Origin of the sequence: Halogeometricum sp. CBA1124 (assembly GCF_009741955.1) — an archaeon.
In the GTDB taxonomy this organism is placed as follows: Archaea; Halobacteriota; Halobacteria; order Halobacteriales; family Haloferacaceae; genus Halogeometricum; species Halogeometricum rufum.
The window spans coordinates 1-22,586 of record NZ_WPCD01000038.1 but is presented as its reverse complement, the minus strand read 5'-3'; the positions used below and the strand labels follow the sequence as shown (position 1 = coordinate 22,586).

General features: G+C 69.3%; 20 protein-coding genes and 3 pseudogenes. 14 read left to right on the top strand and 9 right to left on the bottom strand.

Features of this window, described 5'->3' with window-relative positions:
• Positions 1 to 863, bottom strand: a pseudogene (locus GJ632_RS07425) (D-2-hydroxyacid dehydrogenase); the annotation flags it as partial.
• A gap of 133 nt (positions 864 to 996) precedes the next feature.
• Between GJ632_RS07425 and GJ632_RS25230 the strand changes: the two are divergent.
• The 5 genes from GJ632_RS25230 (at position 997) to GJ632_RS07400 (ending at position 5,388) form a co-directional block, all read left to right on the top strand.
• On the top strand, positions 997 to 1,857 hold the full coding sequence (locus GJ632_RS25230) for a histidine kinase N-terminal 7TM domain-containing protein (protein ID WP_191452553.1): 861 nt from the start codon (positions 997 to 999) through the stop codon (positions 1,855 to 1,857).
• Entirely contained in the window at positions 1,752 to 2,228 is a 477-nt protein-coding gene (locus tag GJ632_RS23255; RefSeq protein WP_343161078.1) for a histidine kinase dimerization/phospho-acceptor domain-containing protein, read from the top strand. Before GJ632_RS25230 ends, GJ632_RS23255 begins: the two co-directional genes overlap by 106 nt.
• Positions 2,216 to 2,809: a HAMP domain-containing sensor histidine kinase gene (locus GJ632_RS07410; protein ID WP_191452551.1), complete on the top strand. Its 594-nt coding sequence runs from the start codon at positions 2,216 to 2,218 to the stop codon at positions 2,807 to 2,809. The genes GJ632_RS23255 and GJ632_RS07410 overlap by 13 nt, the downstream gene beginning before the upstream one ends.
• A gap of 60 nt (positions 2,810 to 2,869) precedes the next feature.
• A complete protein-coding gene (locus GJ632_RS07405) occupies positions 2,870 to 4,255 on the top strand; it encodes an NAD(P)/FAD-dependent oxidoreductase (protein ID WP_191452550.1) in 1,386 nt (461 codons plus the stop codon).
• 329 nt (positions 4,256 to 4,584) lie between these two features.
• Positions 4,585 to 5,388, top strand: a complete 804-nt coding sequence (locus GJ632_RS07400) for a winged helix-turn-helix domain-containing protein (RefSeq protein WP_197427928.1) — start codon at positions 4,585 to 4,587, stop codon at positions 5,386 to 5,388.
• A gap of 19 nt (positions 5,389 to 5,407) precedes the next feature.
• Here GJ632_RS07400 and GJ632_RS07395 read toward each other — a convergent pair whose 3' ends face one another.
• Positions 5,408 to 5,902: a cupin domain-containing protein gene (locus GJ632_RS07395; RefSeq protein ID WP_191452548.1), complete on the bottom strand. Its 495-nt coding sequence runs from the start codon at positions 5,900 to 5,902 to the stop codon at positions 5,408 to 5,410.
• A gap of 248 nt (positions 5,903 to 6,150) precedes the next feature.
• Here GJ632_RS07395 and GJ632_RS07390 point away from each other — a divergent pair, with 248 nt between their 5' ends.
• Both GJ632_RS07390 and GJ632_RS23250 read left to right on the top strand, forming a co-directional pair.
• Positions 6,151 to 6,660 (top strand): GNAT family N-acetyltransferase, encoded by a 510-nt coding sequence (locus tag GJ632_RS07390; protein WP_191452547.1) that lies wholly within the window; start codon positions 6,151 to 6,153, stop codon positions 6,658 to 6,660.
• Positions 6,661 to 6,780: 120 nt separating this feature from the next.
• Positions 6,781 to 7,079: pseudogene (locus tag GJ632_RS23250) on the top strand (hypothetical protein).
• 19 nt (positions 7,080 to 7,098) lie between these two features.
• On the opposite strand, the pseudogene GJ632_RS07380 reads toward GJ632_RS23250, so the two are convergent.
• The 7 genes and pseudogenes from GJ632_RS07380 to GJ632_RS07350 form a co-directional block, all read right to left on the bottom strand.
• Positions 7,099 to 8,663 (bottom strand): annotated as a pseudogene (locus GJ632_RS07380) (lipopolysaccharide biosynthesis protein).
• Positions 8,664 to 8,742: 79 nt separating this feature from the next.
• Entirely contained in the window at positions 8,743 to 9,393 is a 651-nt protein-coding gene (locus tag GJ632_RS07375) for a gamma-glutamyl-gamma-aminobutyrate hydrolase family protein (RefSeq protein WP_343161077.1), read from the bottom strand.
• Between the two features lie 105 nt (positions 9,394 to 9,498).
• Positions 9,499 to 9,906 carry a cyclic nucleotide-binding/CBS domain-containing protein gene (locus GJ632_RS07370; protein WP_191452546.1) on the bottom strand — a complete coding sequence of 136 codons (408 nt, stop codon included), beginning with the start codon at positions 9,904 to 9,906 and terminating at the stop codon, positions 9,499 to 9,501.
• A 138-nt stretch (positions 9,907 to 10,044) separates the two neighbouring features.
• Positions 10,045 to 10,434 (bottom strand): hypothetical protein, encoded by a 390-nt coding sequence (locus GJ632_RS07365; protein WP_089807739.1) that lies wholly within the window; start codon positions 10,432 to 10,434, stop codon positions 10,045 to 10,047.
• 53 nt (positions 10,435 to 10,487) lie between these two features.
• Entirely contained in the window at positions 10,488 to 11,600 is a 1,113-nt protein-coding gene (locus GJ632_RS07360; RefSeq protein WP_089809182.1) for an alanine--glyoxylate aminotransferase family protein, read from the bottom strand.
• A gap of 115 nt (positions 11,601 to 11,715) precedes the next feature.
• Complete coding sequence (locus GJ632_RS07355) at positions 11,716 to 13,881, bottom strand: PAS domain S-box protein (protein WP_191452545.1); 2,166 nt, start codon at positions 13,879 to 13,881, stop codon at positions 11,716 to 11,718.
• A 103-nt stretch (positions 13,882 to 13,984) separates the two neighbouring features.
• Complete coding sequence (locus GJ632_RS07350; RefSeq protein WP_191452554.1) at positions 13,985 to 15,883, bottom strand: bacterio-opsin activator domain-containing protein; 1,899 nt, start codon at positions 15,881 to 15,883, stop codon at positions 13,985 to 13,987.
• A gap of 341 nt (positions 15,884 to 16,224) precedes the next feature.
• On the opposite strand from GJ632_RS07350, the gene GJ632_RS07345 reads away from it, so the two are divergent.
• The 7 genes from GJ632_RS07345 to GJ632_RS07330 all read left to right on the top strand — a co-directional run.
• Positions 16,225 to 17,241, top strand: a complete 1,017-nt coding sequence (locus GJ632_RS07345; RefSeq protein WP_089807734.1) for a 4Fe-4S dicluster domain-containing protein — start codon at positions 16,225 to 16,227, stop codon at positions 17,239 to 17,241.
• 4 nt (positions 17,242 to 17,245) lie between these two features.
• Complete coding sequence (gene nrfD, locus GJ632_RS07340) at positions 17,246 to 18,574, top strand: NrfD/PsrC family molybdoenzyme membrane anchor subunit (protein WP_191452544.1); 1,329 nt, start codon at positions 17,246 to 17,248, stop codon at positions 18,572 to 18,574.
• Positions 18,571 to 18,693 (top strand): twin-arginine translocation signal domain-containing protein, encoded by a 123-nt coding sequence (locus GJ632_RS23245; protein WP_231751393.1) that lies wholly within the window; start codon positions 18,571 to 18,573, stop codon positions 18,691 to 18,693. Before nrfD ends, GJ632_RS23245 begins: the two co-directional genes overlap by 4 nt.
• Positions 18,690 to 19,028: a hypothetical protein gene (locus GJ632_RS23240; RefSeq protein WP_231751392.1), complete on the top strand. Its 339-nt coding sequence runs from the start codon at positions 18,690 to 18,692 to the stop codon at positions 19,026 to 19,028. Before GJ632_RS23245 ends, GJ632_RS23240 begins: the two co-directional genes overlap by 4 nt.
• On the top strand, positions 18,983 to 20,902 hold the full coding sequence (locus tag GJ632_RS23235) for a molybdopterin-dependent oxidoreductase (protein ID WP_343161076.1): 1,920 nt from the start codon (positions 18,983 to 18,985) through the stop codon (positions 20,900 to 20,902). The genes GJ632_RS23240 and GJ632_RS23235 overlap by 46 nt, the downstream gene beginning before the upstream one ends.
• A 275-nt stretch (positions 20,903 to 21,177) precedes the next feature.
• On the top strand, positions 21,178 to 21,855 hold the full coding sequence (locus GJ632_RS23230; protein WP_231751391.1) for a molybdopterin dinucleotide binding domain-containing protein: 678 nt from the start codon (positions 21,178 to 21,180) through the stop codon (positions 21,853 to 21,855).
• A partial coding sequence (locus GJ632_RS07330) for a molecular chaperone TorD family protein (protein ID WP_191452543.1) occupies positions 21,852 to 22,586 on the top strand: 735 nt, incomplete at its 3' end. The genes GJ632_RS23230 and GJ632_RS07330, both read left to right, overlap by 4 nt.

Below are 22,586 nucleotides of genomic sequence, written 5' to 3'. Positions count from 1 at the left end.
GGGCCGTGACTGAGGCGTTGTCGAAGCCCCACAGTTCCGTGGTCCTCCGGGGAGCGGTTCGGGTCGGTCACGTCGAGGGCGGCGCCGCGGATGGCGTTCCCGCGCAGGGCGTCGAGGAGTGCCTCGGTGTCGACGACGGGGCCGCGGCCGACGTTGACGAGGACGGTGTCGGGGTCCATCGTCTTGAACGCGTTCGCGTCGAGGAGGCCCCGCGTCGTCTCCGTCAGGGGGCAGGCGACGACGACGTACTCCGACCGCGCGAGGGCGTCGTGGAAGCCCTGTTCGTCGTCGAAGCCGACCACCTCGTCCGTCGGCCCGCCCTTCTCGGGCGTGTAGCGGACGCCGACGGTCTCCACCCCAAAGGCGTCGAGGCGGTCCACGATGGCCTCTCCGAGAGCGCCCAGTCCGACGACGGTCACCGTCGACCCCTGCAGTTCGGTCGTCTGATACGACCGCCACTCGTTGCGCTCCTTCTGTCGCCACGCGACGTGGAACCGGCGGGCGAACGCGATGAGACTCCCGACGACCTGTTCGGCGATGTTCGGTCCGTGGACGCCCGCGGCGTTCGTGACGGCGACGCCCTGCTCCTCGAACGCCTCCATCGAGAGGTGACCCGTGCCGGCGAACACGCAGGCGAACAGTTCGAGGTTCTCCGCGTCCGCGAGGACGTGTTCCGGGATGGAGAACCCGGTGGCGACGGGCGCCTCCCGCAGCAGTTCTCGTTCCTCCACGGGTGTCCGTGCGCGGACGACGTTCTTCCGGTCGGGAAGCCGTTCTCGGAGCGTCTCCGCGTACCCCTCGGACGGCAGTCCGTGTATCTTCTGGCGAAGCACCACGACGTCCGGCGACTCGTCTGCGCTCATCTGTGTCACCGTTTCGGAACCGCACACAAATGTCCTCCTGCTTCGGTGGCGAGTCACGTCACCGGCCGAGAACGTGTCTTCGCGCCGAACAAATCCGTTAAGCGGTGGCACGGTGAGGTAGCCGTGACGCGCCGTGCCAACGCTCTCAGTACCGACGTCGTACGCGCTCGCACACGTACTCTCGGGGACCGTGGCCGCCGCCATCGGGCTGTGGGTCCTCCGGCGGGCCGACGTGACAGGGTCGAAGACGTTCGCCGCGCTGATGGGTGTGGACGTGGCGTGGGTCCTCGCTTCGGCCGTCGAAGTGGTCTCGGCCGACGCCGCCGTCGTCTCCGTCGCGGCCGTCGCCCGCACGGTCCTCTCTCTGACCGCCGTCGTCGTCTGGTTCCGATTCGCCTCGGTCTACGGCGGTCGGCGCGACGTGCGCCGGGACCCGTGGTTCGTCGTCGCCGTCGTCGGCTACCTCGGTCTGGTCGGGTTCGTCCTCACCGCGGTGACGCCGTCGGTGACGACGGACGCGCCGTTCGCGCACGCCGTGAGCCGGGGCGGTCCGTTCGCCGTCGCGGGGACGCTGTTCTCCGCGGCCTGCATCCTCGCCGGCATCGGCCGAGTCGGGTCGGTGTTCCTCCGGTCCAGACACCGCTCCGGGACGGGCGTCCTCCTCCTCGTCGCCACCGCCGCCGCCGCGACGCTCCCGCGGGCCGCGGCGGCGGCGGGCTACGTGCCCGTCCCGACGTCGACCACACCGCCCTCGGCGTGGGCATCTTCACGACCGGCGCGGCTGCCGCCGTGTTCGGCGACGGCTTCCTCAGCATCGACCCGGTCGCCCGCGACGTCCTGTTCGAGCAGTTCACCGACCCGGTCGTCGTCGTGGACGAACGCGGTCGAGTGCTCGACCACAACGCCGAGGCGGAGGCGCTCTGCGAGCGACTCGGGGCCGCCGGCGCTGTGGGGGAACGCTACGAACGCGCCTGTCCGGCCCTCGCCGCGGTAGCCCCTCTCTCGGCGCTGGAAGACGGACGCCCCCGGGAGGTCACGGTTCGGGTCGCGGACGAACGCCGCCACTACTCCGTCCAGCGGACGCCGCTCTCGCCGCGGTCCGGCGTCGGGTCCACCGTCGTCTTCACCGACGTGACCGACCTCGTCACCTACCGGCGCGAACTGGAGCGCCAGAACGAGCAACTCGACCAGTTCGCACAGACGGTGACGCACGACCTGCGGAACCCCCTGAACGTCGCGCAGGGCTACCTCGAACTCCTCGCCGACGACGTCGCCGCCGCCGAGGCGCGCGGTGCGGCCGACAGCGAGACCGTCAGGGAGCGATTTCGGGCGGTCACGACGCCCACGCTCGGATGCAGGAGATAGTCGAGGACCTCCAGATGCTCGCGCGGAAGGGCAAGTCGGTCGAGGAGACCGAGCGACTCCGGTTCGGCGAGGTGGCCGAGGCGGCGTGGGCCACCGTCCGGACCGACGACGCGACGCTCACGGTCGCTCGCGACGGGGACGTGGTCGCCGACCGGTCTCGTCTCCTCAGCATCTTCGAGAACCTGTTCGGTAACAGCGTCCTCCACGCCGGTCGGGGGGTGACCGTCGAGGTGGCGGTGGCCGACGGCGGGTTTCGCGTCGCCGACGACGGCCCCGGCATCCCGAGCAAGGAACGCGACGTGGTGTTCGAGTACGGCTACACGACCTCTCGCCGCGGGAACGGGCTGGGACTCTCCGTCGTCAGGACGATGGCCGAGTCGCACGGGTGGACGGTGTCCATCGCCGACGCCGACGCCGGCGCGCGGTTCGTCTTCGACGGCGTACTCACGGTACCCGACACGGTGGGCGACGGCGGACCCGGCGCGGCCGAGGGGGTCGGCAACGCCGAGTTCGTCGCGGGCGACGCGTCCGCGCCCGACGACGAATCCGACCCCGACGACGCCTCGGCCACGGGGCCGTGACAGTCCGGCCCCGATGCCAGTTCAGGGGGTTTAATAGCGAACCGGCGAACGAGTAGCGATATGGAGCGATTCGACGTTGCAGTCGTCGGCGGCGGCCCCGCCGGGTCGGCCGCCGCACACGCCGCCGCGGAGTCGGGCGCGTCGGCAGTGGTGTTGGAGAAGGGGGTTCCGCGGGCGGACCGCCCCGACCGCCTCGGCCCCGACTCGACGGACGCCGCGGGGATTCTCGACTACTGGGTGGACATCATGGGCATCCACCCCGACGAGATGCCGGACGACGTGGTCGTCTCGACGCTGGACCGCGCGGAGTTCATCGGCCCGAACGAGTCGCTGGTCCTCCGCAAGACCGGGTTCGACACCTCCTACGACCACTTCGGGTTCTGCATGCACCGCGCGCGGTTCGACGACTTCCTCCGCGACCGCGCGGAGTCCGCTGGCGCGGAGTACCGCGTGAAGGCCTCCGTTCGCGACGTGGTGACGGACATCGAGGGGTCGCCGCGACACACCGTCCGCCTCGCGAACGGGGAGGACGTCGCCGCCGACTTCGTCGTCCTCGCCGACGGCCCCCAGCGACAGATTACGAACAAGGTGCTCGACCGGTTCCTCTCGTTCGACGTGACGGACCGACTGGCGACGACGAAGGTGAACCACATCGCCTACCAGGAACACCGTCGCCTCCCCGAGGACGTCGCCCGGGAGGTGGAGGGCGCCATCAAGTTCTGGTGGGGGTACATGCCCGGCCACACGGCCTACCCGTGGATATTCCCGAACGACGACAACGTGGCCCGCATCGGCCTGACGATGCCCATCGGGATGGACCTCTCCGCGGTGGAGGCCCGCGAGAAGTACAAACTCCTCCGCGACTCCGACGAGCGAATCCCGCAGGGCAGAGAGTACGTCCGGCGCTTGCTCGAACAGGAGTACGGCGACGAGTACGACGTCGAGACGGACTTCCCCGTCGTCGAGGACCGCGGGAAGTCGAAGGGGACGGAGACGTACGCCATCTCCTCGACCCGTCCCATCGACTCGCCGACTGCGGCGGGCATCGCCGTGGTCGGCGGCGCGATGGGCGCAACCTCGGCGTTCCACGAGGGCGGCGACCACACCGCCGTCCGCACGGGCGCCATCGCGGGCGAACTGGCGGGCGCGGGCGACCTCTCGGCGTACAACGACCGCTGGAAGGAGGCCATCGGCGACGAGGTGCGCCGCAACGTCGCGTTCGCGGACATCGTCCGCGACTACGGCCCCGACGACTGGGACCGGTCGTTCGCCGCCGCGCGGAAGATGATGGAGGCGAGTTCGTCGGACAAACTGTTCAATCTCGACGTCGGTACCGTCCGGGCGGGCCTGTCTGTGGGCCGACTGGCGACGCGGTTCAAGAAGGCGAAGTACAAGTTCCGCGGCGACCGGTACGTCCAGTTGTTCGCGGACGAGTACACGGTCTGACCGGCCGTCCGCCGCGGACGGTGCCGAGTCGGAACCCCCTTTATCGTCGGCCGTCTATCCTCGACCGCACACCACTAGTCCCCGCCCGAGTTGTCCCACTACGGGAGCGATGAACAGGCGGAGAACCCAGGTGTGCGACAGTACGGACGTCCGCGCCGAAAAGACGGACCGCCTGACACGAGGGTTTCCCGGCCGACGCGGCACGCCGCCTCGGGATGACGCCGGCCGTTAGTGTCTCGGGCGACATTCCTCTCTGTCGACAGAGATGTCCGCCTCCGCACCCGGAGTTACTGCCACATTCATGCTGTTTGGCACCTATTCACAACCATATGGAGATTGATGAGTTCGTCGGGCTCACTCGGCGGTCGTCGGTTCTGGATGCGCTCCGCGAGGGACCACTGGACCGGCGGGACCTCCAGGAACGGGTGGGCGTGTCACGGCCGACGATTCACCGGCAGATACGGGCGCTCGAAGTGGACGGACTGGTGGTGAAACGCGACGGAGCGTTCGCGCTCACGCCGGTCGGCGAACTCGCGGCCGCGGAGTTCGCACGGACGTTCGAGGTGATGGACAACGTCTCCGCGCTGAGCAAAATCGTCCGATGGCTTCCGGTGTCGGCGTTCGACTTCGACTTCGCCCGGCTACGAGACGCGGAAGTGGCCTTGCCGCACCCCAACGACCCGTTCGCACCGAACAGACGGATGCTGCGACGAATCCACGGTGCCGACCGCATCCGCATGGTCACGTACACGTTCCTGCCGGAGGGGGACCCGGCCGCCAGACGGTGCTTCATCGAAGAGCACCAGTCCTTCGAGGGGGTTTTGGACCCCACACTCTTCGAATCCCTTCTCGCCGACCCTGCGGGGGCTACTCACCTCCGGGACCTACTGGCCCACGGTTCGCACATCGCCGTTGCCCCCGCCCCGGTGCCTCTCATCTTGATTCTCGCCGACGAGACGGTGATCATCGGGGCCGTCGATTCGGGCGGGAGTCCCCGAGGGCTACTCGTGACCGACGACGACGTCGTCCGGACGTGGGCCGAGGATGCGGTCGATGCGTATCTCGACGAAGCGACGCAGGTCACTCCGGAATCAATCGGGACGCGAGCGGTGGCTGCAGACGGCGGTACGTGACCGCACCCTTCGCGTGAGGCTACACGGCCCGCTCTGGGAGCGGACCCAAGAACTCGAAGCCGTACTGCTCACCGGTCGCGAACACCGACTGGAGCATCTCCTCGGTCGGTTCGACGGGCTCGGGGAGCGACCGGTCCGCGGTGGGCTGACCGACCGCTCTAAAGAACCCCTCCGCGCCGCCGGGCGTCATGACCGCGATGACGCGGCACACGTCCTCCCCCTCGTTGGCGAACCCGTGTATCTCGCCGCCCGGAACGTAGCCGGACGTGCCCGGGCCGAGGGTCTGGTCTCGTCCGTCGACGTGCAGTCGCGCCTCGCCCTCGATGACGTGGAACACCTCGCTCTGTTCGTGCGTGTGAAGCCCGTTCTCGAACATCGGAGGCACCAGCATATCGAGCACCAGGTACTCGCCGTCCGTCGTCTCGGCGTCGGCCGTAATCGACAGGGTCGCACCGAGGACGTGGTAGTGTTCGGAGTCGTTTCGGCTGTCTGTTTCGGGAGTGGGATTGGACATCAGTACCTCCGACGAGGGACGGGCGTCGGACCGTCGCCGAGTGGTCCAGGTTCGCCCGACTCGTCGACCGTACAGAGCCCGGGAAACGGGTTGTAGTTACCTACTGAGAGAGTCTCACCCGGTGAGAGAGATTCTCTCACCGACCCGAACCCGTGGACCGACGGCGGCGTCGGGAATCGGGACGACGGGAGGCCGCACACGACCGACCGAGTCTTGTCGTACCGTCGGCTCTCTCCCGTCAGAGAACCATGGAGATACGACCGTTCGCCGAGAGCGACGCTGACGCCGTCTTCGAGGTGCATCGACGCGCCTTCGGCGGCCGGACCGAAGAGGCACGCGTCGTGCGGCAGTTACACGACGCCGGCGAGGACGTGGTCTCCCTCGTTGCGGTCGTGGACGACCGAATCGTGGGCCACGTCCTGTTCGCCGCGACCGTGGACGACGGCGGAGCCCACGTCGAACTGGTCGGGCTGGCACCGGTCGGCGTCCGCCCGGAGAACCAAGACGCGGGAGTCGGCTCGGCGCTGATTCGGCACGGGTTAGAGCGGTGCCGCGAGGCCGGCGTCGACGCGGTCGTCGTGCTGGGCGCGCCCGGGTACTACTCTCGCTTCGGCTTCGAACGGGCGAGCGAGTACGGCCTCGGTAACGAGTACGGTGTCGACGACGAGTTCATGGTCGACCCGTTACACGAGGGGGCGTTAGACGGCGTCGACGGGGTCGTCACGTATCGACCGGAGTTCCGACAGACCGAGGGTTAGCGCCTCTCGAAGTGCCGCATCTGTCCGCGTCGAGCGGTGCGATACGGAACTCCGGTCGTCGGGCACCCGGGTCTCGCCCGAGAGCGCACCATTCATCCTTTCGGCCCTCGTCTCGGCAGTGTGAGCGAGACGATTCGAGGTGACGTGCTGCACGTCGTCCCCCCGGACGAACTGGACGACCAGGACTTGGAGCCGGGGCTCCGAGAGTTGGCCGAGTCCCGGTACGTGCTCGTGCTCCGGCGCGGCGGTCACCCCTCGATACTGGACCTCATCTGGGCGTTCCTCCGTCGCAACCCCATCGAGGCGGTGACGTCGTGACCGACCAACGCGTCGAGGAGGGCGAGGAAGTCACGCTGGCCGTCGAGGAGACGCCGATGCCGGGCGTCTACGTCACCGCGGCCGCCGAGGGAGACGCGTAAGCGCGGCCGGCGTCGGCGCTTAGTCCCCGCGGGACCGCCGGGAGCGACGGGCGCGGACGGTCGCGGTTATCGCCCGCCGATACCGGGCGGCCAGCGTCCCCACCACGAGGCGGTCGCGGTCGTTGACGCCGAGCGACACGAGAGTACCGACGTACGTCGCGGCGCCCAGCAGGAGTCCGACGGCGACGCCGGCGTGTCCGGGCAGCGTCTCGCGGAGGAGGAGCATCACCGCTCCCGCCGCGACGCCGGCGCCGAGCGGTTTGAGGAACGTCGCGTCGAACGGCCACAGCCCCTCGAAGCGCCGCAGGAGGACGACCTGAACGCCGTTCTGGACGGCGATGGCGACGGCCGTGCCGAGCGCCGCCCCCGGCAGGCCGAACGCCTCGACGAACGCGAACGTGAGAAGCGTGTTCAGCACGGCCAACAGCCAGTCCAGCGCCATCCGGGCGTACTGGTGGTCGGTCATCATCAGCAGCCAGCCCGTCGCACCGACGGCGCTCCCGACCAGCACGCCGCCGAGGTAGACCACGAGCGGCACGTACCCGGCCGTGAAGTTCGGGCCGAACGCGGCCAGAACCGCCCGCCCGTAGACGACCAGCACGGCGAGAATCGGGACGACGCAGGTGACGATGAGGCGCGTCACCGCCGTGTACACCGCGTCGAGCGTCTCCATCTCGTCGTCGGCGTACAGCCGCGACGCGACCGGCGGCAGGAGCATGTTGAACGAGAGGAGCGGAATCCACGCCAGCGACACCAGGACGAGCACGACGTTGTAGACGCCCGCCGCGCTCGCGGTCAGCAGGAACCCCACCAGCATCACGTCCACGCGGTTCTGGAACACCTTGCCGAGGCTGCTCAGCGCGATGGGTCCCGAGTGGTTGTAGAACCGCCGCGCCTCCGCACGCAGGCCGCCAAGCGCGGGTCGGATGCCGGTCGTCGAGACGACTATCGGGAACCCCGCGAGCGCGAGGGCGGCCATCCCGACGACGAACGCGCCGGCGACGCCGACGACCGAGTAGCCGACGACCACCGCGCCCGCGCGCCCGCCAGTCTGACGGCCGGGCGGAGGACGCGGTTGAACAGCACCTCGCCGCGGGCCGACCGCACCGCCCTGAGGACGCCGGCGTGAACCCTGACCACCCCGACGAGGACCACCAGCACCGCGAACAGCCCGACCGTCGGCGGGAAGTCCGGATGCGAGACCGTCGCGTCGTTGAGCCACCCGCTACCGAGAATCAACCCGCCGGCGAGTCCGACGCCGACGACGAGCGTCGTCAGATACGCCAGTCCGACCACCCGCCCTCGCCGGTCCGAATCCTCGCCGTCGGCCGAGAGGTACCGCTGGAGCGTCTGGACCGACCCGAAGTTCACGAGCCGAAACAGCAGTTGCGTGATTCGCCACGCGAACGCGTAGACGCCGTAGACGACCGGCCCGAACCCCTGCGCGAGCACGTACTCGGTCGCCGTCGTCACCGCCCGTTGGAGGGACTGGCCGCCGGAGGCGACGACCGCGCCGTGACCGATAGTCAGCAACGCCTCGCGTTCGTCGTCTGGGATTCCGTCCTCGGGTGTCTCGGTCGCCACTGTCGCGTCCGCGTGTGTTCGTGAGACCCCAGATAAGTCGTCTGATTCCGCTGGCCGGTCCCCTCGGCCGTCGCTCGACTCAGTCGCTCGCCGTCGCCGGTCGTCGACAGAACCGCGCGAAGTTCTCCAGCGTCCGCGTCGCCGTGGAGTCGGCGAACGAGTGCTCGGTCTCCGTCCAGTAGTCGTCGTACTCCGGGCGGATTTCGGGCGTGAACTCGGGGTGGTACTGGACGGTCCAGACGGGACGCTCGCGGTGCTGCGTCGCGAAGTACTCGTTGTAGTCGGCGGTCCCCACGACGTCCATCCCCTCGCCCGGTTCGGTGACGACGTCGGAGTGGAGGACCGGAACGAGGGGCTCGACGTCCTCGAACAGGGGGACGTCCGCCAGCGACGCCTCGACGAGGCGGCCGCGGGACTCCCCGCTGTCGACGACGGTCCCCCCGAGAACCTCGTTCACTAACTGGTGGCCGAAGCAGATTCCGAGCAGGGGAACCCCCTCGTCGAGAGCGCGCTCGACGTACGCCTTCTGCCGCGTTATCCACGGCTGGTCGGGTTCGTCGTAGACGCCGGCCCCGCTCCCGCCGACGACCACGCCGTCGACGCCCTCGAACGACGGGTCGGCCTCGCCGTTCGGATAGTTGTACGTCTCCACGTCCGCTCCGGGCAACAGACGGGCGACTTCGCCGGCCATGTACCCGCCTTCGACCGCGTTGTCCAGTACCAGTATCACGTCGTCCTTCGTTCGAGGCCCGGCACTATCATTCGTCCGGTCCGGGCGAACGAGGGGACGCCGGTCGGTGGACGGCCGGCGGCGACCGACCCCCACGCGCCGGACTCAGACCATGTCGCTCCCGCCCGTGTACGAGAAGTGGGCGGTGAGGTCCATCGTCGACAGCATGCCGACGACGCCGTCGTCGTCGGTGACCGGGAGGTGGTGGATGCCGTTGCCGAGCATCCGGGCGGCGGCGTCCGACAGCGAGTCGCGAACGCTGATGGTGACGACCCGGTCGGTCATGTACTTCGAGACTGTCACGTCGTCGCCCGCCGCGGTGTCGGCGGCGAACTCGGCCAGGTCGGTGGTCGTGAACATCCCGACCGGTTGGTCGTCCCCGTCGACGACGACGAGCGAGCCGACGCCCTGCTCCAGCAGCCTCGTTGCGGCGTCCGCCACCGTCTCGTCGGCCGTGACGGTGTGGACGCCGGACGTCATCAGCCGCGCGACCGGAGTTCGTTTCTGTTCCATGTCAACACGGTTGTCGGAGAGCCGCTAATAACTGTCGGGGGAGTGAGGGGACCGCCCGGTCGTCGGTCGCCCGGCGACGCGGCGCGGGGGGTCAGTATCCGGCCGACCGGAAGGCACCCGTCGCCGACGCCGCCGGACTCAGTACCCCGCCGCGGTCGGACTGAAGTCGAGGAGTTCGACCGCGCCCAGCGTCAGCGCGTCGGGGCGGTAGTCACCGCTCGGCGGGTGGTAGCCCGAGGCCTCCAGCACGGCGGCGACCACCGCCTGTCGCTCGGCGCGAACCGCCATCGCCGCCTCGACGGACTCGACGCCGTGGGCGGCGCAGTAGACGCCGGTTATCTCCCAGCTGTGGTCCTCGTAACACGACAGCCCCACGGTCACCCGGTCGCCCGACCGAAGCGTCGTCTCGGGACAGCGCCGACAGTCGACGGTGGCGCTCGCGTAGTCCTGCTCGACGGCGAGGCTCTCGACGACGAGTCCGGTGAACCGCCGGCGGAGGTCCCCGCCCGCGTCGGCGTCCCCTGCCATGCGGGGTGGTAGGGGGGCCGGAGAGATATAGCGACGTGGTCGCGGGGGCGGTGTTACAGTCCGGCGACGTCTTCGATGGCGTCGGTCAGCCGCCGTATCGACTCGACGTCGTGTTCGCCCATGTGACCGATGCGGAACGTCTTCTCGCCGAGCGTCGACCCGTAGCCGTTCGAGAACGCCATGTCGTACCGCTCGGAGACCTCTTCGATGGTCGCTGCGACGTCGATGCCCTGCGTGTTCTCGATGCAGGCCACCGTCTGGGACTCGTACCCCTCCTCGGGGAACATGGCGAAGTGTTCGCGGGCCCACTCGCGGGTGTACTCGGCCATCTCGCGGTGCCGCCGGTCGCGCCCCTCGTGGCCCTCCTCCAGCATGTGCTTCATCTGCTTGCGGTAGGCGAGCATGATGGGGATGGCCGGCGTGGAGTGCGTCTGGCCCTTCCGGTCGTAGTAGTCGAGCGAGCGCTGGAAGCCGCCGTACCACGACGCGGACTCTTTCTCCAGTTCGCGGTCGTAGGCGTCGTCGCTGACGACGCAGACGGCGAGACCCGGCGGCATCGCGAACGCCTTCTGCGTCGACGCGAAGATGACGTCGATGCCGTGTTCGTCGATGTCGACGTAGTCGCCGCCGAGCGACGACACCGCGTCGACGACGAAGTAGGTGTCGGGGTACTCGGCGACGACGTCGCCGATCTCCTCTATGGGGTTCCGGACGCCGGTGGAACTCTCGTTCATCACGCAGGCGACGACGTCGTACTCACCGTCGCTCCGTTCGAGGGCGTCGCGCACGTCCTCGGGCTTGACGGCCTGCCCCCAGTCGTACTCCAACCGGTCGACGTTCTTGCCCAACCGCTCGGCCACGTTGGCGTGTCGCTCGCTGAAGCTCCCGCAGGTGGCCACGAGGATGTTCTCGTCGACGAGGTTGAGCGTCGACGCCTCCCAGAACTCCGTTCCCGACGCCGTCAGGACGACGACGTCGTTGTCGGTGCCGAGGAACTCCTTGGTGTCCTCGACGATGGTCGTGTAGAGGTCCGTCATCCGGTCCATCCGGTGCCCGAACATCGGTTGGCACATCTCCTCGACGACGTCCTCGCGCACCTCCGTCGGACCCGGGATGTACAGCGTCTTGTCGGGGTAGTCGTCCGTGTATTCGCGTTTCTCGGTCACGTAGTCCACCTGATACGGGTCTCTGCGTCGCGTGGTCGCATGGTACTTTTGATTCGCGCCAGAACGGCGCTCTCGACGGGCGAACTCGCTGCGCGCTTTCGGGGGCGGCCGAACCTCACCGTGTCCCGGAGACGCCGGTGATCTCGAACCGCGCGCCCCCCTCGGCGCTCTCGGTCACGGCGATGCGCCACCCGTGCGCCTCGGCGACCTGTTGAACGATGCTCAGTCCGAAGCCCGTCCCCTCTCTGGAGGTGGAGAAGCCGGCGTCGAACACCGAGCCGCGGTCCTCGGGCGGGATTCCCGCCCCGTCGTCCTCGACGTAGAACCCGTCGGCGAGGTCGCCGACGGTGACGGTCACGTCGTCGCCGCCGTGTTCCACCGCGTTCCGGACGAGGTTCTCCACCAACTGCTGGAGGCGGCTCCGGTCGGCGCGAACCGTCCGCGCCGCTTCGACCGAGAGCGTCGCGCCTGCCGTGTCGACGTTCTGCCAGCAGCGGTCGGCGAGTTCCGCGAGGTCCACCGACGACAGGTCGCCGACGGCGTCGCCCTCGCGGGCGAGCGTCAGCAGGTCGTCGATGAGGGTGAGACTCCGGTCCAGCGCGTTCGCGGCCGGGTCGAGGTGCTCCGTGTCACACTCCTCGCGCGCCAGTTCGACGCGGCCCTGCACCACGTTGAGCGGATTCCGGAGGTCGTGTGAGACCACGCTCGCGAACTCGTTCAGCCGCTCGTTCTGTCGCTGTAGTTGTTCCTCCCGCTCCTTCTGGTCGGAGACGTCCCGGTACGTCCACAGGTGGCCCGTCCCGTCGGCGAGTTCGATGGGCTCGTAGCTCCGGGCGTACGTCCGCCCGTCCGCGAGCGTCAACTCCTCGTCGTGGACCGGTTCGCTCCTCGCGATCACCTCGTCGATTCGCTCGACGAACCGAGGGGAGTCCGCGAACAGGTCGCTCACGTCTCCCGCGACCCGCGCGCAGTCCTCGCCGAGAACCTCGTCCGGCGAGCGGTCCATCTCGAACAACTCGAACAGGCGCTGGTTGGCCGCGAGGACGCGTCGGGAGGCGTCCTCCGCGATGACGCCGACGGGGAGGGTCTCGACGAGCGTCGACAGCAACGCGTTCGTCCGTTCGAGGTCCGACTCGCGCCGCTTCCGTTCGGAGATGTCTCGGCTGATGACCACGAACCGGACGGAACCGGACAGGTCGAGCCGTCTGACGTGTACCTCGACGGGGAACGTCGACCCGTCCTTCCGCCGGTAGACACCTTCCAACTTCCGGCGCTCGCCGCGTTCCATCTCCTCCCACAGCGAGTGCGCCTCCTCGGGGTCGATGGTCTGATCGAGGTCCCAGACTTTCATCCCGGCGAGTTCCGACTCGTCGTAGCCCGTCTCCGCGCACAGGTGGGGATTCGGGTCGGTGATGTTCCCCTCGGTGTCGTGGATGTTTATCATGTCGGGCGACTCCTCGAACAGGGCCTTGAGGCGGGCGGTGGTCTCTCGGAGCCGTTTCTCGCGCCGTTCGCGCTCGGTGATGTCCTGAAACAGCGAGAAGACGGCGACGACTGCGCCGTCCTCGTCGGTGACGACGCGGTTGTGGTACTCGCAGATTATCCGTTCGCCGTCCTTCCGGACGTTCTCGTCGACGCTGTGGTACCCGCCGCTGGCAGCCGCCAGTTCATCGGTCACCGTGTCGACGTTCTCGTAGCTCTCTTCGGCCACTATCTCCTCCCAGGAGTGACCCCGCAACTCCTCCTCGGAGTAACCCAGAATCTCCTCTGCCTTGGGATTCAGGCGGACGATTTCGAAGTGCTCGTCGTACTCGATGACGCCGAGCGGGGACTGTTCGATGAACAGCGAGAGACGGCGCTGGCTGGCTTCGAGCGCGGACCGGGAGCGGTACTGCTCGACGGCGTTCTCGATGCGGTTCGCGAGGACGGCGTACTGCCCGGTGCCGCCCTCCTTCTGCAGGTAGTCGGTGACGCCCGCGGAGATGGCCTCGCTGGCGACTTCCTCGCTTCCCTTCCCCGTGTAGAGGATGAAGGGGAGGTCGCTGTACTCCTCTCGAACCGCTTCGAGGAGTTCGATGCCGTTCTGACCCGGCATCTCGTAGTCCGAGACGACGCAGTCGAACGCCTCGGCCCCGAGTCGGTCCAACCCCTCGGTCGCGCTGGTCACCGCCTCGACGCTGAACCGGTCGTTCTCGCGTTCGAGGAAGGTCGCTGCCAGGTCCGCGAAGTTCGGTTCGTCGTCCACGTGGAGGACGCGGATCGTCTCGCCTGTCTCGTTCATCTTATCTGATATTGGTAGTGTCTCACGCGGCCCCGAGTTAAGCGTTGATGACGGCCCGCCGACGTGCGACGGCGTTCGACTACGGCTCGGTCCCGCGCATCTGTCAGCGTTTCGCCGCGAGGCGGCCGGCCGTCGCACGGGTCCCCGCGTCGCTCTCCTCGTCGAACAGCCGTTCGCCGAGTTTCCGCTCCGCGGCCCGGAGGTGCTGCAGGAACGTCGACTGGGAGATGTCCATCAGGGCCGCGGCGTCCTCGCCGCTGGTCTCGCGCGGCCAGTCGAAGTAGCCCGCGAAGTGGGCCGTCTGGAGCGCTTCCAGTTGTCGCTCCGTGAGTCGGTCCTCGAGGGCGGCGCGGAACTCGCCGCGGGTCTCGGTCGAGCGCTCGCGTTCGCGCTGTGCGATCAGGTCGGCGTCGGGGTGGCGGGCGCGCACCGCCTCGACGACGCTGCCGACAGACGCGCTCTGCGGCATCTCGGCGGTGACGCGGCCGCCGCCGGCGTCCGCCGAGAGCGAGTCGACCACGCAGTTGCGGTCGGCAAGCGTGGTCACGACCGACGCGTCGGAGACGGCGAATCGGACGACTGCGGCCTCGTCGCCGTCCGACAGGACCTGCGCGGACTCGAACCGCGGGTCCGCGGCGGCGGCGTCGCAGACGGCGTCTGCGTCCGCGCCCCGGACGGTGACGTACTCGACGGGAGCGCCGTCGGCGGCGACCGAGAGCCGGTCGAGTTCGAGTTCGCAGTCGAGGCCGGCCGCGAGTTCGAACAGCGGACCGGCGTCGGACGGGAGTCTGAACGTGAGTTCGGTCACCCGGTCGGCGACCAGCGACTGCTTGCTCTCGGCCGCGTCGACGGCGTAGCCGATGGTCTCGCCGAGTTCGTCGAGGACGGACGGGTCGACGGCGTCGAGGGCGTCGGCGTCGGCCGCGTGGACGACGAGCGCGCCGTAGGAGACGTCCCGATAGGTGAGCGGGATGGCGAGCGTCGCCGCCGACCCCGCCGGGGCGAACCCGTCGTCGCCGTCGTCCGTTCGAGCGACGGCGGTCACGCCCTCGGTCAGCGCTCGGTCCACGGGCGTCTCCGCGTCGCCGTCGTTCAGGGCCGCGACGACGGCGTCGAGGCTCTCGGCGTCGATTCCGGCGTGCGTGCGCTCCCGGACGGCGTCGTTGACCATGTTCCGGGTCGCGACCCACGCGGCGTCGTAGGGGTCGGTCGCGGCGAACTGCTCGCAGGCCGCGCGCTCGACGTCGTCTCGGTCGTCCGCCTGAACGAGGCGGCGGTTGACCTCCCGGAGCACCTCGTTCGTGTCGTTGAGGTGTTCGAGTCGCTCTTTCTGCTCGCGGATGCGGAGTTCGCGTTCCTTGCGTTCGGTCACGTCGGTGTCGACGGCGACGAACCGGTCCACCTCGCCCGCGTCGTCGGTGATGGGGGCGACGGTCATGTCCACCCAGCAGAACTCCCCGTCGCGTCGCTCGTTGATTATCTCGCCGTCCCAGACCTCCCCGTCGGTTATCGTCGCCCAGAGGTCCTCGTAGAAGTCGTCGTCGTGTTCGCCCGACTTCCAGAGGCTGGGGTCCTCGCCGACGACGCCCTCGGGGGCGTAGCCGGTCACCGTCTCGACGGCGGGGTTGGCGTACTCGATGGTGCCGTCGGTGTCGGTGAGGAAGATGGCGTGGCCGGCGTGTTCGACCGCCTTCCGGAAGCTCCGAAGCTCCTCGTTGGTCTCTCGGAGTCGCGCCTTGATGCGGTCCTCCTCGGAGACGTACCGCGAGAGGTAGTGGACCGTCGCGACGGCGAGGACGCTGACCAGGAGTCCCGGCAGTTCCGCGAGTCCGGTGGCCGTCGTCGCCATCGCGGTCCAGACCTGCCGCGCCGCCATCAGAGCGAGCATGCACGTGAGGAACGCGAACCGGCGGTCACGGCTCCGAGAGAGGAGCGCGAGCGAGTAGCCGACGCCGCCGAGACGGAGTGCGATCGAGGCCGCCAGCAGCGGGTTCACGGCCATCGCGTCCACCTCCCCGTCGGCGTCGAGCGAGTGCGCTGCATACCGTAGCGTCGCGACGCCACCGGCTAAAACCCGATACGGGATTTTCACGCCGTTGGAATCGGGTTTCTGACCCCGTCTCGCCGCTCGAACGCCCGATACGCTCTCTCGGGGAGGTCGTTCCCGCTGATTCGGGTCACCCCCGGCCCAAACAGTATGGGTACCCGAAGGTGGGGGGTCTCGCCCCGTCTCGACGCACCCAACAGTATCGGTAGTACGCTCAGCCCCCTGGGGCGTCTCCGTCTACACGTGATGAACTCGAACCAGACGCGGCGCGAACGCCCGACGGGAGGTGGCGGCCGATGAGCGGAGTCGACGAGTCGGCCGAACCGACCCGCACGCCCTCGGTGCCGGACACGGCCACGCTCGACCGGATGGTCGACGCGGAGGCGGCCGACCCCGAGGCGGAACTCGCGAAGACCGAGTACAGCACCGACCTCGGCGTCGCGATGGCCGAGGACGCGAAACGCGTCGCCCGCGGGGAACTCTCGGGCGACGACTACTGGGAGAAGTACGACCGGGCCGCGGAAGCCGAGTTCGGGGACGACTACCGCGAGACGCCGAACCCGGCCATCGACGGCGACGGCCAGACCGTCTCCCGGGAGACGGCCGAGGGACTGGGCTGTGCCGTCGGGTCGATGGACTCCGTCGCGGCGTCCGTCGAGAGCGAGGACGGCCCGGACGGCGACGAGAAGTGGGGCATGGTCATCGACCTGCAGAAGTGCGTCGGCTGCGACTCCTGTACGGTCGCGTGCAAGGCCGAGAACCGGACGCCGCCGGGCGTCTCCTACAACGTCGTGATGGAGGAGGAACACGGCGAGTTCCCGAACGTCACGCGGACGAACGTCCCGCGCCCGTGCATGCAGTGTGAGAACCCGCCGTGCGTGCAGGTGTGCCCGGTGTCGGCGACGTACAAGATGGACAACGGCGTCGTCAACGTGGACTACGACCGCTGTATCGGCTGTCGGTACTGCATGATCGCCTGCCCGTACGGCGCGCGCTACTTCGACTTCGGCGAGAACTACGACGACGAGGTGACGGGAAGCGGCGAGGTGACCAGTCCGGAGTACGGCGTGGACCGCGGCCCCCGCGAGGGCGGCGAGTCCCCGGTCGGCAACGTCCGGAAGTGCAGCATGTGCATGCACCGGTTGAACCGCGGCGAAGAACCCGCCTGCGTCGAGACGTGCGTGGGCGACGCCCGCAACGCGGGCGACCTGAACGACCCCGACAGCGACGTGTCGGAGATGGCCGACTCCACCCGGTCGTTCCAACTCAAGGAGTCCGAGGGGACCGACCCCAACGTCTACTACCTCAAATAGGACCATGGCGACGACCGAACTCGACTACGACTCCGGCTTCCGGAACGGACGGTTCCGCGTCGCGTGGTACGCCCTGCTGGCCGTCTTGCTGGCGGTGGGCGGGTGGGCCACGTGGCGTCGCATCAGCCTCGGGATGGCGAGTACCAACCTCACGAGCGTCGCGCCGTGGGGGGCGTGGGTCGCCTTCTACATCTACTTCGTCGGCCTCTCGGCGGGGGCGTTCCTCGTCAGCACGCTGGCGAACGTCTTCGAGGTGGAGGGCTTAGAGAAGATAGACCGCGACGCCCTGTTCGCGGCCATCGTCAGCATGGTCGTGGCGCTACTGTTCGTCTGGACCGACCTCGGCCGGATGGACCGGATGTACCACCCGTTCATCTGGCGACAGCTCACGTCGGCGCTGTCGTGGGAGGTCCACGCCTACGTCGCCTACATCGGCGTCCTCGTGACGGAGCTGTACTTCTCGATGCGCGTCGACCTCGCCCGCGTGGCCGCGCACGCCGAGGGCTGGCGGGCGAGGCTCTGCGGCCTGCTCACCCTCGGTCGGCGCGACACGTCCGCCGCCTCGGCGGAGACGGACGAGCGCTGGCTGAAGCGGGCCGGCCTGGTCGGCATCCCCCTTGCCATCTTCATGGTCCACGGCGGTACCGGCGTACTGTTCGCCGTCGCGAAGGCCCGGCCGTACTGGAACAGCGGGCTGTTCCCGGTCATCTTCGTCGTCTCGGCGGTGGTGTCGGGGACGGCGCTCGTCGCCGCGCTGTACGTCCTGCGGTCGAAGCTCCTGACGGGCGAGACGCTGGACCGCGACCTGATGGACCGCCTCGGTCAGTTGCTCGCCGCGTTCGTCCTCGCGGACGCGGCGTTCACGACCATCGACGCGCTCATCGCGCTCAACAGCCTGCACCCCCACGAGGTGGAGACGTGGCTCGTCGTCCTGTTCGGCGAGATGTCGTGGTCGTTCTGGGTGTTCATGGTCGGCCTCGGCTGGGTCCTGCCGCTGGTCGTGCTGAGCAAGCGAGCCTGGCGGCGCTCCGCGGTGCCGCTGACGCTGGCCGGGCTGAGCGTCGTCGTCGGCATCGTCGCGGTGCGGTTCAACATCGTCGTGCCGCCGCAGATTCTGCCCGTCATGGAGGGCCTGCCGCACGGTTCGTACGTCCCGAGCGCGGTGGAGTGGCTGACCTCGGCGGGGATGATAGCCGTCGGACTGCTGCTCTACTCGCTGGGTGCGGAGGTGCTGCCGCTCCGACCGCTGGACGCGCGGGAGGAATCGCGTGCGGAGCGACCGACCACCGCCACGGACGGCGGTCTCGCCGACACCGGAGGTGACCGCAGATGAGTTCAACCGACGACACAGACAGAGACGCAGACGACCCGGGCGCATCGCTCTCGCGGCGCGACTTCGTGAAAGTCGCCGCCGGCATCGGTGCCGTCGCCGCCGGTTCGACGCGTCGGTGAACCTCGACACGACCGACCTCTGGACCGACGACGAAGCGCACTACGTCGGGGACGACTACGGCGACTACCGCGCCGAGGACGTCATCTACACGACCTGCGGACAGTGCAACACGTTCTGCCCCATCAAGGTGCGGCTGGCCGACGGCAGCGACGCCGGCGAGTACAGTTCGCTCGTCCGCAAACTCGCGGGCAACCCGTACTCGTTCCTCACCACCCAGCCGTTCGCGCAGGCCCCTACGACAGCGACCCCGAGTCGGTCGCCACCGGCGACCTGGAGGGCACCGGCGACGTGGACACCGACCGCTGGTCGGTGTCGGGCGGCCGGATGTGTCTGAAGGGGCAGGCGGGCATCCAGACGGCGTTCGACGCCTACCGCGTCCGAAAGCCGATGAAGCGCGTCGGCCCGCGAGGCTCCGGCGAGTGGAAGACCGTCTCGTGGGAGCAGGCCGTCACCGAAATCGTCGAGGGCGACGACGAACTCGGCCACCCCGGCCTCCGCGAGATGTGGGCGCACGCGCCGAAGGACGAGGTGATGGCCGACTGGGAGGCCGTTCAGGACGGCGAGATGGCCAAGGCCGACTTCGACGAGAAGTGGGGCGACGCGCTCATCGACACCGACCACCCGGACCTCGGGCCGAAGGCGAACCAGATCGTCGACGTCGGCGGCTTCAGACGGAACTTCGTCCGCGCGCGCCTCTGGAAGCAGGGCCTCGGCTCGATAAACAGCGTCCACCACGCGGGGACGTGCGGCTTCTCCAGCGTGATGGGCAACGTCCGGTCGTTCGCGGGCAAGAAGAAGCGGCAGTACGCCGACGTGGACAACTGCGAGTACCTGCTCGTCTGGGGCACCAACCCGATGGTGGCCAACAAGGGGCCGACGTGGCTGGCCCCGAAGCTGACGAACGCCATCCAAGACGGCATGCGGATGGACGTGGTCGACCCGCGCCTGTCGAAGACCGCCGAGAAGGCCGACACGTGGGTCCCCGTCGAACCGGGCGCGGACGGCGCTCTCGCGATGGGGATGGCCCGCTGGATACTCGAACACGACCGGCACGACGTCGACTACCTCCGGAACCCGTCGAAGGCGGCGGCCGCCACCGACGACGAACCGACGTGGAGCGACGCCACACACCTCGTTCGCGTTGACGCCGACGCCGGGCCGAAGGCGCGCGCCGCCGACCTCGGATTGGTCGATGCCGACGCCGACGCGGCCGACGAGTTCGTCGTCGTGGACGCGGAGACGGGCGAACCGGTCCCGGCGAGCGAGGCGGACGCTGCCGTCCTCGACGTGGACCTCTCCGTCGACGGCGAACGCGTCCGGAGCGCGTGGTCGCTCTACCGGGAGCGCGTGTTCGAGTACACCGTCGAGGAGTACGCCGAGATGGCGGGGGTCGACCCCGACACCGTCGCCGAGGTGGCCGACGAGTTCACCAGCCACGGCAAGCGGGCGGCCATCATGGCGTATCGCGGGCCCGCGAAGCACAGCAACGGCTTCCACAACCAGCGCGCCATCGCCACGCTCCAGCACCTCGTCGGCAACTACGACTGGAAGGGTGGCCAGATCACGCCGTACGCCGGCTACAGCACGATGAGCGGCCGCTATCGGCTCGGGAGCGTCCCCGACGGCCACACGCCGTGGGGCGTTCCACTGCTCCGCGGCGGCGTCAACTACGAGGACACGTCGCTGTTCGAACGAGACGACGGCTACCCGGCGAAGCGACCGTGGTTCCCCGTCGCGCCGCCGTACGCCGCGCAGGAACTGTACGGCAGCGCGAAGGACGAGTACCCCTACGGCGTGAACGCGCTGTTCATCCGGCCGTACTCGAACAACCACGTGATGTCCGTCGCCGGCGGCGACGAGATACCGCCGGTGCTGAAGGACACCGACGCCATCCCGCTGGTGGTCGCGAGCGACACCGTCGTCGGCGAGACCAGCAAGTACGCCGACTACGTCCTGCCGGAGCCGACGTACCTCGAACGCTGGGAGAACTTCGGCACCTACCCGAACAAGCGCCTCGCCGACGAGAAGGTGAGCCAGCCGACGGTGAAGGTGGTGCCCGACGCCCGGCCGTTCGAGGACGTGCTCGTGGACCTCTGGAAGGAGATGGACCTGCCCGGCGTCGGCGAGGACGCCATCCCGGACGCGACGGGAACCTGTGGCCCCTCCATCAGGCGGAGGACTTCTACCTCAAACTCGTCGCGAACATAGCCTACGACCGCGACCCGGTCGCCGACGCGACGGACGACGAACTGGAGACGTTCCGGCGGGCGCACGAGAAGGGACTCGGCGAACACTTCGACCTCGACCGCTGGAAGGCGGCCGTCGGGGACGAGGAGTGGCGCAAGGTCGTCACCGTCCTCAACCGCGGCGGTCGGTTCGAGGAACCCGTCGAGGACTACGCCGAGGCGTTCGCCGAACACGGCGTCGACTACGACTACGCCGGTCGCTACGGCGACCGCTCGAACGCCTACGACGGCGACCACATGCGGTACAAACTCGGCGCGCGGGCAAACTTCTACAGCGAAGTCGTCCCGAAGGGCAAGCACGCCTACACCGGCGAGCGGTTCGACCCCCTGCCCCGGGTCGAGGACGTGCGCCACTACGACGGCACCGTGCAGGCGGGCGTCGTCTCCGACGACGACCCTGAGCGACCGCTCCGACTCATCAACTGGAAGCCCCGGACGCAGGGGATGCACCGGACGCAGAACAGTCCGTGGCTCCGCGAGACCCGTCCGGAGAACCCGCTGTGGCTGAACCCCGCGGACGCCGAGGAGCGGGGCATCGAGAACGGCGACCGGGTCGAGATAGACGCCGGCCGCCGCACCGTCGAGGGCGTGGCGATGGTCACGGGCGGCATCCGCCCCGGCGTCGTCGGTGCGATGTGGGGCTGGGGCCGCGACGGCGACGGCGCGAGCGAGGAGACCGTCGACGGGGAGACGCGCACGCCGCCGGGACGGGACGGCACCACGCCGTACCGGTTCGACGAACCGATGCGCGAGGAGGCCGGCTACGCGAAGGGCCGCGACGCCGGGTTCGCCATCAACCACCTGCAACCGCTCGACGCGGAACTCGGCGACACGGGGCTGAGCGACCTCGTTGGGGGGAGCAACGCGCAGTACGACGCGTTCGTCGAGGTGACGAAGCGAGGTGAGGGCCGATGAGCGCCGCCGCCCCGAGCGACGACCTGCCGGCGACCGACCCGGCGGTGTGCCGGACGCGAGCGCGGGTCTACGACCTGCTCGCGGCCTGCCTCGACGGCGACGTCGACGCGTTCGTCGCGGCCGCCGAGCGCGGCGACTTCGCCCGCCTCTCGTCGTCGCTTCCGGTTGACCTCGACGCGGAGTTCGCCGACGACTACGACCGCGAGGCGCTCTCGGTCGGCTACGACAACCTGTTCGTCGTGCCCGGCGCGCACTACGTCCCGCCGTTCGCCTCCGCGCACGCGACGGAGCCGTCGACCGACTACGAGTCCGACTCGGCGTACCACGCGGCGGCGGCGGGCGGCGAGTTGCTCGGCGAACCCGCGGCGGCCGTCGCGCGCCTCTACGGCGTCGCCGGCTTCGAGCCGACCCGCGGCGACGGCATCCCCGACCACGTCGCGGCGACGTTCGAGTTCCTCGGTACACTCGCCGCCGCCGAGGCGGACCGCAGAGAGGCCGGCGCTCGCGAGGCGGCGGACGCCCTGCGCGAACTGCAGCGACGCGCGCTGGCGGCGACTCGGGTGGCTCGACGCCTTCCACGAACGCGTCCGCGACGAGGACCGCGTCGAGGGGCGTGCCGCACTCGTCGCGTCGCGCGGACGTCGCCGCGTGGGACGCCGCGCGGCGCGGCCCGTCCGGGGCGGCGACGACGGCACGGCGGGGTCGAGCGGTGTCGAGGAGCCGTCGAACGA